The sequence below is a fragment of the Pseudomonas oryzihabitans genome (assembly GCF_014522265.1).
Taxonomy (GTDB): domain Bacteria; phylum Pseudomonadota; class Gammaproteobacteria; order Pseudomonadales; family Pseudomonadaceae; genus Chryseomonas; species Chryseomonas aestiva.
This window is the reverse complement of record NZ_CP017024.1, coordinates 1,228,429-1,244,499: the sequence shown is the minus strand read 5'-3', so window position 1 is coordinate 1,244,499 and position 16,071 is coordinate 1,228,429. Positions and strand designations below refer to the sequence as shown.

Sequence of the window (16,071 nt, the reverse complement as noted above, 5' to 3'; positions counted from 1 at the left end):
CCAGACTACGACCGGCGAGCCCACCTCTCAAGCGGCAAAATCGCACCTGGCTCTGGTGATTTTCACAATAGGCAGCCCGGGTGGCGGCGCTACCATCGACGCAAACCGGTACGCCGTATCGGGTGCGACAGATAAGAACAAGGACAACGCCATGGCTTATTTCCCCAATGTCGAGAAAGTCCGCTACGCCGGGCCCGACAGCGATTCTCCGCTTGCCTTCCGCCACTACGAAGCCGACCGCCTGGTCATGGGCAAGCCCATGCGCGAGCACCTGCGCATGGCGGTCTGCTACTGGCACACCTTTGTCTGGCCGGGTAGCGATGTCTTCGGTCAGGGCACCTTCCAGCGGCCCTGGCAGGCAGCAGGTTCGCCCCTGGAGCAGGCCCGCGCCAAGGCCACCGCCGCCTTCGAATTCTTCAGCAAGCTGGGCGTGGACTACTACTGCTTCCACGACACCGACGTCGCCCCCGAAGGCGCCAATTTCACCGAGTACCGCGAGAACTTCGCCCGCCTGGTGGACGATTTGGAGCGCCACCAGAGCGAGTCCGGCCTCAAGCTGCTGTGGGGCACCGCCAACTGCTTCAGCCACCCGCGCTATGCCGCCGGCGCCGCCAGCAACCCCGATCCGGAAGTCTTCGCCTGCGCCGCCACCCAGGTCTGCACGGCGATGAACGCCACCCACCGCCTGGGCGGCGAGAACTATGTGCTGTGGGGCGGCCGCGAAGGCTACGAGACCCTGCTCAACACCGACCTTAAGCGCGAGCGCGAGCAACTCGGCCGCTTCATGCGCATGGTGGTGGAGCACAAGCACCGCATCGGCTTCCAGGGCGATCTGCTGATCGAGCCCAAGCCCCAGGAGCCCACCAAGCACCAGTACGACTATGACGTGGCCACCGTCTTCGGCTTCCTGCAGCAGTTCGGGCTGGAGAAGGAGATCAAGGTCAACATCGAGGCCAACCACGCGACCCTCGCCGGGCACAGCTTCCAGCACGAGATCGCCAGCGCCGTGGCCCTCGGCGTGTTCGGCAGCATCGACGCCAACCGCGGCGATCCGCAGAACGGTTGGGACACCGACCAGTTCCCCAACAGCGTCGAGGAAATGACCCTGGCGATCTACGAGATCCTCAAGGGCGGCGGCTTCACCCGCGGCGGCTTCAACTTCGACGCCAAGGTGCGGCGCCAGAGCCTGGACGACGTCGACCTGTTCCATGGCCACGTGGCGGCCATGGACACCCTGGCGCTGTCGCTGGAGCGCGCCGCGGCGCTCCTGCAGGACGATCCCCTGGGCAAGTTCAAGGCCGAGCGTTATGCCGGCTGGGATCAGACCCTCGGTCAGCGCATCCTCGGTGGCCAGCTGAGCCTGGAACAACTGGCCGAGCACACCTTCAGCCAGGGCCTCGCGCCCCAGCCGGTGAGCGGTCGCCAGGAGCTGCTCGAAGGCGTGGTCAACCGTTACCTGTACCGCTAGCGATCGCGAGCGGGTCGGCAGAAAAGCCTGCCTGACCCGCTTGTGCAAGTGCGCTGAATCGTTACACTCAAATCCGTTCTCTCGCTCCACAACAACAATAACCAAGGACGCCACCATGAATTTCAAGACGACCCTGCTCGCCGGTCTGCTCGCGCTGTGCACCACCGGTTTCGCCCAGGCCGACGCCCAGCATCCCAAGATCGGTTTCTCCATCGACGACCTGCGCCTGGAGCGCTGGGCCCGTGACCGCGACTACTTTGTCGCCGCCGCCGAGCAACTCGGCGCCAAGGTCTATGTGCAATCCGCCGACGCCAACGAGCAGCGCCAGCTGTCGCAGATCGAGAACCTGATCTCCCGCGGCGTGGATGCCATCGTCATCGTGCCGTTCAACGCCACGGTGCTGAACAACGTGGTGGCCGAGGCCAAGAAGGCCGGGGTCAAGGTGATCTCCTATGATCGTCTGATCCTCAACGCCGACATCGACGCCTACATCTCCTTCGATAACGAGAAGGTCGGCGAGATGCAGGCCGGTGGCGTGCTCAAGGCCCAGCCCAAGGGCAACTTCTTCCTGCTCGGCGGCGCGCCCACCGACAACAACGCCAAGATCCTCCGCCAGGGCCAGATGAAGGTCCTGCAGCCGGCCATCGACAAGGGCGACGTCAAGATCGTCGGCCAGCAGTGGGTCAAGGAGTGGAACCCGACCGAGGCCCTGGCCATTGTCGAGAACGCCCTGACCGCCAACGACAACAAGATCGACGGCATCGTCGCCTCCAACGACGCCACCGCCGGCGGTGCCATCCAGGCCCTGGCCGCGCAGAAGCTGGCCGGCAAGGTCGCCGTGTCCGGTCAGGACGCCGACCTCGCCGCCATCAAGCGGGTGATCGCCGGGACCCAGACCATGACCGTCTACAAGCCGCTCAAGCTGATCGCCTCCGAGGCGGCCAAGCTGTCGGTGCAACTGGTGCGCAACGAGAAGCCGGCCTTCAACTCCAGCTACGACAACGGCACCAAGAAGGTCGACACCCTGCTGCTCACCCCCACCGAGCTGACCAAGGCCAACGTCGACCTGCTGGTCAAGGACGGCTTCTACACCCAGGCCCAGATCGACGGCAAATAACCACTGGCCACCGGCTGGCCGTCTGACGCCTGGCGTCGGACGGCCCCTGGGCAAGGAGCGGCCATGGCCGACTATCTGCTGGAAATGCACGGCATCGCCAAGAGCTTTGGCGGGGTGCGGGCGCTGGACGGCATCGATCTCAAGGTGCGTCCGGGCGAATGCGTAGGGCTGTGCGGCGAGAACGGCGCCGGCAAGTCCACCCTGATGAAGGTCCTGTCGGCGGTCTATCCCCACGGCACCTGGGAAGGCGAGATCCGCTGGGACGGGCGTCCGCTGGAAGCCCAGTCCATCGCCGAATCCGAGGCGGCCGGCATCGTCATCATCCACCAGGAACTGACCCTGGTACCCGATCTGTCCGTGGCCGAGAACATCTTCATGGGCCACGAGCCGCGTCGCTTCGGCGGGCGGCTGGACTACCCGACCATGCTGCAGCGCTCGGCCGAGCTGATGCGCCGGCTCAAGGTGCCGGACATGAACGTGGCCCTGCCGGTGTCCCAGTACGGCGGCGGTCTGCAGCAACTGGTGGAGATCGCCAAGGCGCTGAACAAGAACGCCCGGCTGTTGATCCTCGACGAGCCGACCTCGGCGCTCACCACCTCCGAGATCGCCGTGCTGCTGGACATCATCCGCGACCTCAAGGCCCAGGGCGTGGCCTGCGTCTACATCTCGCACAAGCTCGACGAGGTGGCGGCCATCTGCGACACCATCACGGTGATCCGCGACGGCAAGCACATCGCCACCACGCCCATGGCCGAGATGGACGTCGACCGCATCATCACCCAGATGGTCGGCCGCGCCATGACCAACCTCTATCCACAGATCCCCCACCAGATCGGCGAGGTGATCTTCGAGGCGCGTCACTTCACCTGCCTGGACGTCGACAATCCCCAGCGCAAGCGCGTCGACGACGTCTCCTTCGCCGTGCGCGCCGGCGAGATCCTCGGCATCGCCGGGCTGGTGGGCGCCGGGCGCACCGAACTGGTCTCGGCCATCTTCGGTGCCTACGACGGCCGTTACGAAGGCGAGGTCTGGCTCAATGGCCAGCGCATCGATACCCGCACCCCGCTGAAATCCATCCGCGCCGGCCTCTGCTTGGTACCGGAGGATCGCAAGCGCCAGGGCATCATTCCCGACCTGGGCGTGGGCTCGAACATCACCCTCACGGTGCTGGACAGATTCGCCCACCTGAGTCGCATCGACAGCGAGGCGGAACTGTCCTGCATCGACACCGAGATCGCCCGGCTACAGCTAAAGACCAGCAGCCCCTTCCTGCCCATCACCGGCCTCTCCGGCGGCAACCAGCAGAAGGCGGTGCTCGCCAAGATGCTGCTGGCGCGGCCCAAGGTGCTGATCCTCGACGAGCCCACCCGCGGCGTCGACGTCGGCGCCAAGTTCGAGATCTACCGGCTGATCGGCCTGCTCGCGGCGGAGGGCGTGGCCATCGTCATGGTCTCCTCGGAGTTGGCCGAGGTGCTCGGCGTCTCCGACCGGGTACTGGTGCTCGGCGAAGGCCGGCTGCGCGGCGATTTCCCCAATGAGAATCTGACCCAGGAGCGGGTACTGGCCGCGGCCCTGGGTACCACCGAACGGGCGGTCGCCCAAGCCCGGGAGCACTTCTGATGCACGCCGTGAAACAGCTGTTCACCCGTTACAAGATGCTCGCCCTGCTGATCGCCGTGGCCCTGATCTGGCTGTTCTTCAGCTGGCAGACCGAAGGCGGCTTCGTTACCCCGCGCAACCTCTCCAACCTGCTGCGGCAGATGTCCATCACCGGCATCCTCGCCTGCGGCATGGTGCTGGTGATCATCGCCGGCGAGATCGACCTGTCGGTGGGCTCGCAACTCGGCCTGCTCGGCGGGGTGGCGGCGATACTCGACGTCACCTACCACGTGCCCCTGCCGATCACCCTGCTGGCGGTGGCCGCCGGCGGTCTGCTGATCGGCCTGATCAACGGCTACCTGAGCGCCTATCGGGGGATACCGTCGTTCATCGTCGGCCTGGGCGGCATGCTGGCCTTTCGCGGGGTGCTGCTCGGTCTCACCGGCGGCGTCACCGTCGCCCCGGTGTCGCCGGAACTGGTCTACCTCGGCCAGGGCTATCTGCCGCCGGTGGTGGGCAGCGTCCTGGGCGTGCTGCTGTTCGCGGTGGCCGTGGTGCTGACCTGGCGCCAGCGCAGCAAGCGCAAGACCCTCGGCCTCGCCCTCGCGCCGCTGTGGCGCGACGTGCTGCGGGTGGTGGTGATCGGCGTGGTGCTGGTGGCCTTCATCCAGACCCTCAACCGCTATGACGGCATCCCGGTGCCGGTGCTGATCCTGCTGGTGCTGCTCGGGGTGTTCAGCTACATCACCAGCCAGACGGTATTTGGCCGGCGCATCTATGCGGTGGGCAGCAACCTGGAAGCCACGCGGCTGTCGGGCATCAACGTCCAGGCGATCAAGCTCGGCATCTTCGGCCTGATGGGCGTGATGTGCGCCCTGGCCGGTCTGGTCAACACCGCCCGCCTGGCCGCCGGCTCGCCCTCGGCCGGCACCATGGGCGAACTGGACGCCATCGCCGCCTGCTTCATCGGCGGCACCTCCATGCGCGGCGGCTCGGGCACCGTCTACGGCGCCCTGCTCGGCGCCCTGGTGATCGCCAGTCTGGACAATGGTATGTCCATGCTCGACGTGGACAGCTACTGGCAGATGATCGTCAAGGGCAGCATCCTGGTCCTGGCGGTCTGGGTCGACGTCAGCACCCGCACCAGCCGGCGCTGAGCGGCATGGCCAGGGGTGGATGAGGCTGCGCCGTCATCCACCCTACGGCAGAACTACCTCTCACTCCGTAGCGCCCCCTCTCCCTCAGGGAGAGGGCTGGGGTGAGGGCGACTCAGCCAACGCTCAATCCCCCGGCCAACTCCTCTCAGCTCTCGAACCGCTGCACCCTCGGACCACGCTGGCGCAGGTCGGCGAGGCTTGCCGGGCTCAGGGTGCCGAGCGCCCGGTCGAGATCGCGCTGCAGATCCTTGATCACCGTGGCCAGGGTGGCCGTGCATTCCAGGCTGCACAGGGGAATCGCCTTGGTGACCGTGACCGCGCGGGCCGTGTCGGTGACGGTGAACAGCAGGGTGCGATCGGCGCGCCGCGGGACGGCCAGGCAGGAGTGCGGACTGAAGGCGGTGATCAACATGTCGATGGCGTCTTGCATGGGCCGTTCATCCTTGGCGTGACCGGGGAAGCGTCCGCGTCAGACGCCCCCAGGCGCTGAAAGGTTCATTCCAGAGGGCTGGCGTGGGCAGGAAGCTTTCCTGCGCGCGGGACCGCTCGGCGGCGGAACGCCTGCCGGCTGTTCCTCGGCCGCGACCGGCAGTCCCCACCGGGAGGGTTCCATGCGCAGCCCGGCCCGGCTGCTGTGGACACGCGGGACGCCGCGCCATCCATCCCGCGCCTTTGACGCCCGCGCCGGGCTGCGGCAGAGTGCGCGCCCTTTTGGTGGTGCGGAGTCGGCGATGAATGCGGTGGTGGTGGCGGTAGGACTCATGCTGATGCTGAGTCTGGCCCGGGTGCATGTGGTGGTGGCGATGATCGCCGGGGCGGTGGCCGGTGGTCTGGTCGGCGGCCTGGGCCTGGAAGGCACCCTGCTGGCCTTCAACGCCGGCCTGGGCAATGGCGCCAAGGTGGCGCTCTCCTATGCGTTGCTGGGCGCCTTCGCCGTGGCCATCAGCCAGTCCGGGCTGGCGCACATGCTGGCTGATCGCGCCCTGGCGCTAATGGAGCGGCAGGCCAGCCAGGGCGGACGTTCGCTGCGCTGGGCGCTGCTCGGTCTGCTGCTGGCGGTATCCATCGCCTCGCAGAACATCCTGCCCATCCACATCGCCTTCATCCCGCTGCTGGTGCCGCCGCTGCTCTATGTGCTGACGCGCCTGGAGCTGGATCGCCGGCGGCTGTCCTGCGTCATGACCTTCGGCCTGATCGCCCCCTACATGTTCCTGCCGGTGGGCTTCGGCAGCCTCTATCTGCACGACATCCTGCTGGCCAGCGTGGCCCGCGCCGGCGTCGACGTCAGCGGCGTGGACCCCAGTCGCGCCATGCTGCTGCCGGCCCTGGGCATGGTGGTCGGCCTGCTGCTGGCGGTTTTCGTCAGCTATCGCCGGCCGCGACAGTACGACCTCAACCTGGTGGCGCGCACCGAGCGGGCCGACCGCCCCTACAACGGCCGCACCCTGCTGGTGGCGCTGGTCGCCGTGATCGCCGCCTTTGGCGTGCAGCTCTGGCTGGACTCCATGATCCTCGGTGCCCTGGTCGGCTTCGTGGTCTTCACCGCCACCGGCGTGGTGCGCTGGCGCGAGGCGGACGACCTGTTCAGCGAGGGCGCGAAGATGATGGCGGTGATCGGCTTCATCATGCTCACCGCCGGCGGCTTCGCCGAGGTGCTGACCGCCACCGGCCAGATCAAGGACCTGGCCGCCACCGCTGCCGGCCTGATCGGTGACAACCGCGCCCTGGGCGCGCTGCTGCTCCTGCTGCTGGGCATGCTGGTGACCCTGGGCATCGGCTCGTCCTTTTCCAGCGTGCCCATCCTCGCCGCCATCCTGGGGCCGCTGTGCCTGCACCTGGGCTTTTCGCCGCTGGCCATCGTCTGCCTGATCGGCACCGCCGGCGCCCTGGGCGACTCGGGTTCGCCAGCCTCGGATTCCACCCTGGGCCCCACCTCGGGTCTCAATGTGGACGGCCAGCACAGCCATATCTGGGACACCGTGGTGCCGTCCTTCCTGCATTTCAGCCTGCCGATGCTGCTGTTCGGCTGGGCGGCGGTGCTGCTGCTGTAACCGGCGATTGCCGGCCGGGCGCAAAGCCCCGGCTGGGCGGGTCCAAGGCCTACAGCCCAGGAGCCGCCCCATGTCCAGCCCTACCTTCAGTGTCGAACCCCTCACCGCCGCCGACCTGCCGGCCACCACCGAAGTGGTGCGCCTGGCGTTCGCCACCTGGATGGGCGCCGCCGAGCCGGGCGAATTCTGGAATGACCGCGACTATGTGCGCAGTCGCTTCGCCGCGCCCCACACCGCTTGGTTCAAGGCCCTCGACGGCGAGCGCCTGGTCGGCGCCGTCTGCGTCACCCGCTGGGGGCGCCACGGCATCCTCGGCCCGCTGGCGGTGCACCCGGACTACTGGGACGCCAAGGTGGCCAAGGCGCTGATGGGCGCCGCGGTCGAGCAGCTCGACGCCTGGCAGCTGGTGCATGCCGGACTCTTCACCTTTCCCGACAGTCCGCGGCACCTGGGGCTCTACCAGGGCTTCGGCTTCTGGCCGCGTACCCTGACCGCGGTGATGGCGCGTCCGTTGCAAACACAGGCGGCGCCGCCGGCGCTGCGCTTTTCCCTGGCGGCCGAGCCCGACCGGCTGCTGGCGTCCTGCGCCGAACTGGGCCGGGCCAATGCGCCAGGGCTGGACGTTTCCGCCGAGATGGCCGCGGTACGTGAACAGCAACTCGGCGAGAGTCTGCTGCTGCAGGACGCGCAGGGCCGGGCGGAGGGCTTCGCCGTCTGCCATTTCGGGCCCCACAGCGAGGCGGGCACCGGGGTCTGCTATGTGAAGTGCGCGGCGGTCCTGCCCGGTACGGGGGCCGAGGCGCGCTTCGCCCGGCTGATCGCCGCCTGCGATGGCCTGGCCCGGGACCATGGCCAGCAGCGCCTGCTGGCCGGCGTCAACACCGCCCGCCTGGGGGCCTACCGCTGGCTGCTGGCGGAAGGGTTTCGCAGCGAGATCCTGGGCATCACCCTGCACCGGGGCGAAGCCCATTACGATCATCCCGAGGTCTGGCTGCTGGACGACTGGCGCTAATCGACCGGCAGAGCGGCGACAGGGAAAAAAGGCTCTGGAACGGGCTAAAGAGCGAAGCGGCGAGGCCGATACAGGGACTCGGATCGCGCGCAGCCCTTGCCGCGGCTGCTCCCTCTAAGGATTCGATCATGGCCTTGCTCAAGCACTACTCGATCATGCGCGCGCTGGATATCCTGGCCGCGGCGACGGAGACCGTCACCCCCCTGGCCGAGAGCGGCAGCTTCCAGGGCGATCCTGCCCTGGCACGCCTGACCAAGGGGCTGCAGGCGCGGCTGGTACAGCAGCGGGAATTGCAGCAGCAGGTGCAGACGCTGAGTCAGGACAATGCCACCCTGACGGCGCGCATGGCCGAAAGCGAGACGCTGGCCAGGCGCCTGGGGACCCGCTTCGAGCTGGTCAGCCAGGGTTCCAGCGAAGGCCTCTGGGACATGGAGGTGGTGGCCGGCGATCCGGTCAATCCGCGCAACGCCTTCTGGTGGTCTGATCAGTTCCGCGCCATGCTCGGCTTTCGCGATGAACGCGATTTTCCCAGCGAACTCGGCAGCTGGGCCAAGCGCCTGCATCCGGAAGACAGCGCCTGGGTGCTGGACGCCTTCGCCGCCCACATGAAGGATCGCAGCGGTCAGACCCCCTTCGATGTCCAGTATCGCATCGCCCTGAAGTCCGGCGAATACCGCTGGATGCGCGCCACCGGCGCCACCCTGCGTGACGAGCGCGGCGTACCGCTGCGGGTGGCTGGCTCCCTGCGCGACATCCATGACCAGCGCCTGCGCGATCAGGAACTGGACGTCACCCTGACCCGTTTCGAGTTGGCGCGGGAGATGCTCAACGACGGCCTCTGGGACATGGAGGTGATCGCCGGCGATCCGCTCAATCCCAGGAATCCCTTCTGGTGGTCGCCGCAATTTCGCCACCTGCTCGGTTACGAGACCGTCCAGGAGTTTCCCGATGTGCTGGACAGCTGGGCCTCGCGCCTCTACCCGGACGATCGCGAGCGGGTACTGGAGGCCTTCGGTGCGCACATCAATGACCGCAGCGGCCGCACCGGCTTCGACATCACCTATCGCCTGGTGCTGAAGAACAACGAGGTGCGCTGGTTCCGCGCCCGTGGTCAGACCCGGCGCACCGCCGATGGCACGCCGTTGCGGGTGGTGGGCGCGCTGGCCGATGTCCATGCCCTGCACGAGCAGGAATCCTTGCGCGGCAACCAGGAAGACCAGCACCGCACCATGGAAGAGAACCTGCAGAAGGTGACCGAGATCGTCGGCTCCATCCAGGGCATCGCTGCCCAGACCAACCTGCTGGCGCTCAATGCCGCCATCGAGGCCGCCCGCGCCGGTGAAGCCGGCCGTGGCTTCGCCGTGGTGGCGGACGAGGTACGCAAGCTGGCCACGCGCACCTCGGAGGCCACCCAGCGGGCGGCCGACATGATCCGCAAGTAAGGGCGCCTGGCTTCAGGCGTCGCCCGCGGTCGCCTTCTTGCGCGACCGGCTGCGCGGCTTGGGTGCCGGCGGGGCGACGCTGCTCTGGATGCCGCCGACCTGAGTCAGGTTGTCGTCGGGCTGGTCTTCCAGTTCGCGGTTGGCCTGAAACCAGTGCTCGAAATCCTGGCCATGGGGACGACCTTCGCGTTCCCAGATTTCATAGGCGCGCTGGCGGATGCGTTCTTCCAGTGTCATACCGGTAACTCCAAAGGGGCAGGGGAGAGCGGCCGGCAGCTCCGGCGCCCTTCCTGACTAGGCCCGAGGCGACCACGAAAAGTTTCTCCGGCGCTCCGGTCAGCCAGGCCTCGTTACCGCTTGCAGGGCTCTGGCACGCCGCTTCAGCGGCCAGGACCGTTCGTCGGTGTCCGGCTAGCCGTGCCAGGCGCGGCGATAGGCGCCCGGTGCCACCCCGTAGGCCTGCTTGAACTGGCGAGTGAGATGACTCTGGTCGGCGAAGCCCAGTTGCAGGGCCACGTCCAGGGGCGCCCAGTCGGCCCGCAGCAGGCCCTGGGCGCGGGTCAGGCGCTGCTGCTTGAGCCAGGCGTGGGGCGGCAGGCCCGTCGCCCGGCGGAACACCCGCAGGAAATGAAAGGGCGACAGCCCCACGGCCTGGGCCAGCTCTTCGAGGCTGGGCGGTTGCTGCAACCGCTGGCCGAGCAATTCGCGGGCGCGCTGCACCGCCAGGGGTTCTCGACCCGGCTGCGGGATAGTGCCCAGGCAGGCGTGGCGGCCGAACAGCAACAGCAGCGCCTCACGCCAGGCGGTCTGCTGCTCCAGCGCCTCGGCGCCATGGTCGGCCAACCGATGCAGCTGGCTGAAGGCCGCACTCACCTGGGGATCGTGCAGCACGCTGGTGGCGAAGGCCGGGGTGGCGTCCATCGGGCATCCCAGTTCGGCGAAGACCGGCATCAGCTGCGCCAGCGTCGGATAGAAGCCGCGGTACTGCCAGCCTTCCTCGACCGCTGTCGCACCGGTGTGCAACTCGTCCGGGTTGATCAGCACCATGCTGCCGGCCGCGGCCAGGTGCTCGGCGCCGCGGTGGCTAAAGCGCTGGGCGCCGCGCTCGATCACGGTGAGCACATAGCCTTCGTGCACATGGGGGGCGAAGCGCTGGCGGCGATAGCGGGCGTGCAGCAGCTCGACGCCGCCCAGCCCGCGGGCCGACCAGAGGCGGGCGTTTTCCTGTTGTCCGTTCATGGCTCTCTCGTGGCACCGATCGGTTCCATCCTGGCGCTAGAGGAGCCAGCGTAGCAGGTAGAACACGCCCATGCTGAGGATCACCGTGGTCAGCACCCGCCGCGTCCAGAGCATCAGCCCCACCGCGGTCAGGGCCGCCAGCAGGTAAGGGTCGACCAGGGTCGCGGCCAGCGTCCTTTCGCCGGAGAACAGGATGGGGCCGCAGATGGCGGTGAGCATCCCGGGCACGGCGAATTCCAGGAAGGTGCGCAGATTGCGTCCCAGGCGCAGCGGCAGGCGCGGTTCGAGAAAGAGATAGCGATTGCAGAAGACCAGGACGGCCATGCCGAGCACGGTGGCAAGGATCATTGCAGGCGCTCCCGCAGGCGGCGCACCCCGAAGCCCGCGCTCATCCCCGCCAGGCCGCCCAGCACCAGGGCGCCCTGCCATTGCAGGTGATGCAGCCACACCGACACCAGCAGCGCGATGAGCACGCAGGCCACGGTGGCCAGGTCGCGTACCAGGGGCACCACCAGGGCGATGAAGGTGGCGGCGATGGAAAAGTCCAGGCCCAGGGCGCCCAGATTGGGCAGCACCCGCCCCAGCAGCAGCCCGGCCAGGGTGAAGAGATTCCACAGCAGATAGAAACTCAGGCCCATGCCCAGGGCGCGCCAGCGGTCGAAGCCGGCCGGTTGTTCGGCATGGTTCAGGGCGAAGAATTCGTCGGTGAGCAGAAAGCCGAAGCCCAGCCGCCAGGGCAGCGGCTGGGGCGCCAGGACACGTCTCATGTGCAGGCCATAGAGCAGGTGCTGGGAGGTCAGCAGCAGGGTGGTCAGCAGGATGGCGGCGAGGCCCGCGCCGGCCTTGAGCATGCCCAGGGCCACCAGTTGCGCCGCCCCGGCGAACACCAGCAGGGAAAAGGCCTGGCCTTCCAGCACGCTGAGTCCGGTCTCGATGGCCAGGGCGCCGACCAAGATGCCCCAGGGCGCGCAGGCCAGCGACAGCGGCATGATCTGCCAGGCGCCCTGGAGGAAGGCGCGGCGGCGGGAAGCGGTCATCGGCAGGGCTCCGGAAGGCAGGGGATGCCCAGGGTGCCGCACCGCGTCGCCGCCGTCTTGAACGTTCTTGCGCTGTGGCGCCCTCAGCCTTCCAGCAGGGCGAACAGCTCCAGGTACTGCCGGGTCAGCTTGTGGCCTGGGTCCAGGTGGATCAGCGGACGATGCTGCTGGTGGGATTCGCGCATCTTCACCGACGACATCAGCGGCGCCGCCAGTACCGGCAGATCACGCGCCTGGAGTTCCTCGATCAGCTGGCGCGGGGTGCTGGCCTGGGCGTGGTACTGGTTGATGATGATGCCCTCGACCACGAGCTTCTCGTTGTAGTCCTCGCGGATCTCCTCCAGCTCTTCGATCAGGTCGTACAGCGCCTGCTGGGCGAAGACATCGCAGTCGAAGGGGATCAGGCAGCGGTCGGCGGCGATCAGCGCCGAGATGCTGTAGAAGTTCAGCGCCGGCGGGGTATCCAGGTAGATGCGGTCATAGTCTTCGCCAAGCTTGTCGAGGTACTTGGCGAGCTTCTGGATCTTGTACTTGGCTTCGAGCTTGAACTGCAGCTCGCTCAGCTCGCCGGAGGCGGCGATCAGATCCAGATTCGGCCAGGCGGTGGCATGGATGTTGGCCTGGGCCTTCTTGCCGCCGCTCAGGGTCTGCTTGAAGAAGTCGGCGATGCCGTGGGGCAGGTCGTCGCCCACCTGGCCGGTGAGGTACTGGCTGGAGTTGGCCTGGGGATCGAGATCCACCAGCAGGGTGCGATAGCCTTCGTGGGCGCTGATGGCCGCCAGGTTGCAGGCGATGCTGGACTTGCCGACACCGCCCTTCTTGTTGAAGACCACGCGGCGCAGGGCATGACCAGAGGGAGAGCTGTGTGCGTTCATTGAGTCGTCCCGACAGAGAGAAGAGGCCAGAGGTGCAAAGGTATGGCGGTGGCGTTTCGCTTATACCGAAAGGCCAGGCGCAGACGATGACGAATTTATGGCCGTTGCATGACATTCATATGACGAGCCTAGCGCAGCGGTGGAACCTTGGCGTCTGCCCGGCCTTCGAACTCGGCAAGCTCCCGTCGAGAATCCGCCATGAATACCCGCCGACTCCCTGCCTTGCTGCTGCTCGCCTGCGCCCCTCTGACCCAGGCCGCCAATGATACCCAGTCGCCGGTACCGGTGCCGGGTACCCCCGCCCAGACCGATACCCGAGTGCTCGAAGCCGGCGCCGACGTGCTGCAGCGCAAGCCGCCCATCGCCGCCCTCAACACCTATCTGGACGGCTTCCATTTCTACAACGGCCACCCCGCTAGCCAGATGGAAGCTCACCACTATTGCAGCGTCCTGGGCGAAGAGATGTTCCAGTGCGTGATCTACGACGGCAATGTCGCCGATGCCAAGCTGATGGGCGTCGAGTACATCATCAGCGAGCGGCTGTTCAAGACCCTGCCCGCGGCCGAGCAGGCGCTCTGGCACAGCCATGTGCACGAGGTGAAGTCGGGTCAGCTGGTCGCGCCCGGCGTGCCCCAGGTGGCCGAGCACCGGCTGATGGACAAGCTGGTGCATACCTACGGCAAGACCTGGCACACCTGGCATACCGATCAGGACCTGCAGCTGCCGCTGGGCGTGCCCCAGCTGATGATGGGCTTCACCGCCGATGGCCAGCTCGATCCCAAGCTGCTCGCCGAGCGTGACCGCCGCCTGGGCGTCTCCTCCACCGAGACCAAGGCCGCCCGCGCCGATCTGCCCACGCCCACGGTCGTCCCCGGCGCCGATGCCTGGCAGCAGGGCAGGGTCATCCAGCTGCAGGACCCCACCGGCCAGCTGCACAAGCACGCCGGCGAGCACACCGAGAAGGGCATCAACGCCAGTTCGAACAAGCCCTGAGGCCCGCCATCAGGGCGCGCCCGCCAGACGCTCGGGCCCACGCGCCGCCGTCCCACAGGCGTGGCAGAAATGTGCGAAGGCGCTCTTGCGGGTCTGGCAGGCGCCGCAGTGGTCGTGCAGGCCGATGCCGCAATGGGGGCAGAAGTCGATCCCCGGGTCCTTGAGGTCCACCGGTCGCTCGCAACCCGGGCAGACGCCCTTGGCAAGGCGCGCCAGGGCGGTGTCGTAGTGCAGCTCTTCACGCCTCACGGTGTCCGGCTGGGCTTCCTTGAGCGCCAGACGGGCACGATAGTCCTGCAGGGCACGGATGGCGTAGCGCCCGCCCAGGACGGTCAGCAGGATGCCCACCAGATAGCGCACATAGCCGCCATAGCTGGGTAGATAGGGCACCAGCTCGACGAAGAAGGCGAACAGCGCGAAGAAGATGAAGCCCCAGACGAAGGGCCACCAGGTGCTCTTGCGTTGCCGGACGAACAGCCAGGCCGCCACCGCCAGCAGGGGCAGGGTCAACGCCAGGCGATAGAGAAAGACCCGCAGCTCGGCCTGCTGGCGCGCCTCCAGCCAGGCCGACTGCGCCGACTCACCGAAGGTGGCCAGGCTGCGCTGCGCATTGTCGGCGCGCTGCTCGGCATCCAGCAGCGCCTGCTGCTGGCGTTCCACCTCCTGCTCCGCCACCCGCTCGCCGGCCTTGAGTTCGTCCAGGGCGCGGCTGCGGGCGATCAGTTCGGCATCCTGCTCGGGGCGCTGGGTGGTCTGGCGGGTCGCCAGCCAGTTGTCGAAGGTCTCGCGATTGGCCTGGTAGCTGCTCGCGGCCGCGGTCTGCCGCAATTGCGCCTGTTCCAGGGCGTCGCTGGCCTGACGACTGGCCAGCTGGGCCTGGCGCTGGTCTTCCCGGGCCGCGGCGGTGGCGGCGGGGTCCATGAAGTCTTCTAGACGCTGCTGCTGCTCCACCTGGGGCAGATCGCCGACCAGGGTGCCGCCCAGGCCGATGAGAAAGCCGGCGAATACCAGCGCCAGCAGCCAGAGGCCGCGGTTGAACCATTTTTCCGAGAGTCGCAGCGATTTGCCCATGGGTCCATCCTGGTCGAAAGAAGGCTCAGCTTAGCCGCTCCCGCGGCGCTCCGTTCAGGCCAGCTTGATCGCCACCACCCCGGCGACGATGGCCAGGCCGGCGCAGATGCGGCCCAGTGGCAGGCTTTCATGCAGCCAGAAGACCCCGATCAGCAGGGCGAACAGCACGCTGGTCTCGCGCAGTGCCGAGACCAGGCCGATGGGCGCCTGGGTGGTGGCGACGATCACCAGGCTGTAGGCCAGCATCGACATGACCCCGCCTGCCAGCCCGGCGCGCCAGTGCGGACCGAGCCCGGCGAAGGCCGCGGCGCCGCGGCTCAGCCGCAGGACCAGCGCCGCCACCACGCCGTTGACCGCGAACAGCCAGAGGGCATAGGCCACGGCATTGCCGCTGGCGCGGGCGCCGAGGGCATCGGCCAGGGTATAGGCGGCGATGAAGCTGCCGGTGGTGAAGGCGCAGGCCAGCAGCGCCAGGCTGGGTGGCGTGCCGCGCCGAGCGCCGAGTAGCGCCATCAGGGCGAGCCCGGTCACCAGCAGGCCGAGGCCGAGCAGGGCGGGTGGCGAGAGCCGTTCGCCGAGGGCGAGAAAGGCCACCAGACTGACCAGCAACGGCGCGCTGCCGCGGGAGAGGGGATAGACCTGGCCGAGATCGCCATAGCGATAGGCCCGGGCGAGAAAAGCGTTGTAGCCGATGTGCAGCAGGGCGGAGAGGGCGATCCAGGGCCAGGCCGCGGCAGGCGGCAGGGCGACGAAGGGCAGCGCCAGCAGGGCGGCAAGACCGGCGCCGATCTGGATCAGACTGGCGGTGAGAAAGCGATCGAGGCCGATCTTGAGCAGGGCGTTCCAGCCGGCGTGCAACAGGGCGGCGAGCAGTACCAGGGCGAACAGGGGCGTGGTCACGAGGCCTCCGGCCAGGCGGGTCCATCAGTCTAGCCCAGGGCGCCTTCCAGGAGGCCGCCCATGGCGCCGGAACTCTGGACGTTCCACACTGGCAGCCGTGTTTCGCTGCC

General features: G+C 67.8%; 16 protein-coding genes. 8 read left to right on the top strand and 8 right to left on the bottom strand.

Annotation, left to right across the window (positions count from 1 at the left end; genetic code table 11):
* Window positions 1-151 precede the first annotated feature (151 nt).
* The 4 genes from xylA to BGI51_RS05765 all read left to right on the top strand — a co-directional run bounded on the left by xylA (window position 152) and on the right by BGI51_RS05765 (window position 5,341).
* Window positions 152-1,468 (top strand): xylose isomerase, encoded by a 1,317-nt coding sequence (gene xylA / locus BGI51_RS05780; protein ID WP_187980552.1) that lies wholly within the window; start codon window positions 152-154, stop codon window positions 1,466-1,468.
* Between the two features lie 115 nt (window positions 1,469-1,583).
* Window positions 1,584-2,585: a D-xylose ABC transporter substrate-binding protein gene (gene xylF, locus BGI51_RS05775; RefSeq protein WP_059229005.1), complete on the top strand. Its 1,002-nt coding sequence runs from the start codon at window positions 1,584-1,586 to the stop codon at window positions 2,583-2,585.
* Window positions 2,586-2,648: 63 nt separating this feature from the next.
* Complete coding sequence (gene xylG, locus BGI51_RS05770) at window positions 2,649-4,205, top strand: D-xylose ABC transporter ATP-binding protein (protein ID WP_187980551.1); 1,557 nt, start codon at window positions 2,649-2,651, stop codon at window positions 4,203-4,205.
* On the top strand, window positions 4,205-5,341 hold the full coding sequence (locus tag BGI51_RS05765) for a sugar ABC transporter permease (RefSeq protein WP_059313241.1): 1,137 nt from the start codon (window positions 4,205-4,207) through the stop codon (window positions 5,339-5,341). The genes xylG and BGI51_RS05765 overlap by 1 nt, the downstream gene beginning before the upstream one ends.
* A gap of 145 nt (window positions 5,342-5,486) precedes the next feature.
* Here the strand turns inward: BGI51_RS05765 and BGI51_RS05760 are convergent, their stop codons facing one another.
* The gene (locus BGI51_RS05760; RefSeq protein WP_133862013.1) at window positions 5,487-5,771 is read right to left on the bottom strand and encodes a hypothetical protein; all 285 of its coding nucleotides are present in this window, start codon (window positions 5,769-5,771) and stop codon (window positions 5,487-5,489) included.
* 301 nt (window positions 5,772-6,072) lie between these two features.
* Here BGI51_RS05760 and BGI51_RS05755 point away from each other — a divergent pair, with 301 nt between their 5' ends.
* From BGI51_RS05755 to BGI51_RS23745, 3 genes are all read left to right on the top strand, one after another.
* On the top strand, window positions 6,073-7,392 hold the full coding sequence (locus tag BGI51_RS05755) for a Na+/H+ antiporter family protein (RefSeq protein WP_187981269.1): 1,320 nt from the start codon (window positions 6,073-6,075) through the stop codon (window positions 7,390-7,392).
* Window positions 7,393-7,462: 70 nt separating this feature from the next.
* A complete protein-coding gene (locus BGI51_RS05750; protein WP_187980550.1) occupies window positions 7,463-8,404 on the top strand; it encodes a GNAT family N-acetyltransferase in 942 nt (313 codons plus the stop codon).
* Between the two features lie 128 nt (window positions 8,405-8,532).
* Entirely contained in the window at window positions 8,533-9,846 is a 1,314-nt protein-coding gene (locus BGI51_RS23745) for a methyl-accepting chemotaxis protein (RefSeq protein WP_187980549.1), read from the top strand.
* Between the two features lie 12 nt (window positions 9,847-9,858).
* Here BGI51_RS23745 and BGI51_RS05740 read toward each other — a convergent pair whose 3' ends face one another.
* From BGI51_RS05740 to BGI51_RS05720, 5 genes are all read right to left on the bottom strand, one after another.
* Entirely contained in the window at window positions 9,859-10,083 is a 225-nt protein-coding gene (locus BGI51_RS05740; protein WP_007159825.1) for a DUF2934 domain-containing protein, read from the bottom strand.
* Between the two features lie 174 nt (window positions 10,084-10,257).
* Complete coding sequence (locus tag BGI51_RS05735) at window positions 10,258-11,085, bottom strand: AraC family transcriptional regulator (protein WP_187980548.1); 828 nt, start codon at window positions 11,083-11,085, stop codon at window positions 10,258-10,260.
* A gap of 36 nt (window positions 11,086-11,121) precedes the next feature.
* Window positions 11,122-11,433 (bottom strand): AzlD domain-containing protein, encoded by a 312-nt coding sequence (locus BGI51_RS05730; RefSeq protein ID WP_133862009.1) that lies wholly within the window; start codon window positions 11,431-11,433, stop codon window positions 11,122-11,124.
* Complete coding sequence (locus BGI51_RS05725; RefSeq protein ID WP_187980547.1) at window positions 11,430-12,122, bottom strand: AzlC family ABC transporter permease; 693 nt, start codon at window positions 12,120-12,122, stop codon at window positions 11,430-11,432. The genes BGI51_RS05730 and BGI51_RS05725 overlap by 4 nt, the downstream gene beginning before the upstream one ends.
* An 83-nt stretch (window positions 12,123-12,205) precedes the next feature.
* Window positions 12,206-12,964, bottom strand: coding sequence for a ParA family protein (locus BGI51_RS05720; RefSeq protein WP_187981268.1), 759 nt, complete (start codon window positions 12,962-12,964; stop codon window positions 12,206-12,208).
* A gap of 231 nt (window positions 12,965-13,195) precedes the next feature.
* Between BGI51_RS05720 and BGI51_RS05715 the strand changes: the two genes are divergently transcribed.
* Window positions 13,196-13,990, top strand: a complete 795-nt coding sequence (locus tag BGI51_RS05715) for an OBAP family protein (RefSeq protein WP_187980546.1) — start codon at window positions 13,196-13,198, stop codon at window positions 13,988-13,990.
* A gap of 9 nt (window positions 13,991-13,999) precedes the next feature.
* Here the strand turns inward: BGI51_RS05715 and BGI51_RS05710 are convergent, their stop codons facing one another.
* Together BGI51_RS05710 and BGI51_RS05705 are read right to left on the bottom strand one after the other, a co-directional pair.
* A complete protein-coding gene (locus tag BGI51_RS05710) occupies window positions 14,000-15,061 on the bottom strand; it encodes a serine endopeptidase (RefSeq protein ID WP_187980545.1) in 1,062 nt (353 codons plus the stop codon).
* A gap of 54 nt (window positions 15,062-15,115) precedes the next feature.
* Window positions 15,116-15,961: an EamA family transporter gene (locus tag BGI51_RS05705; protein WP_187980544.1), complete on the bottom strand. Its 846-nt coding sequence runs from the start codon at window positions 15,959-15,961 to the stop codon at window positions 15,116-15,118.
* Window positions 15,962-16,071 lie beyond the last annotated feature (110 nt).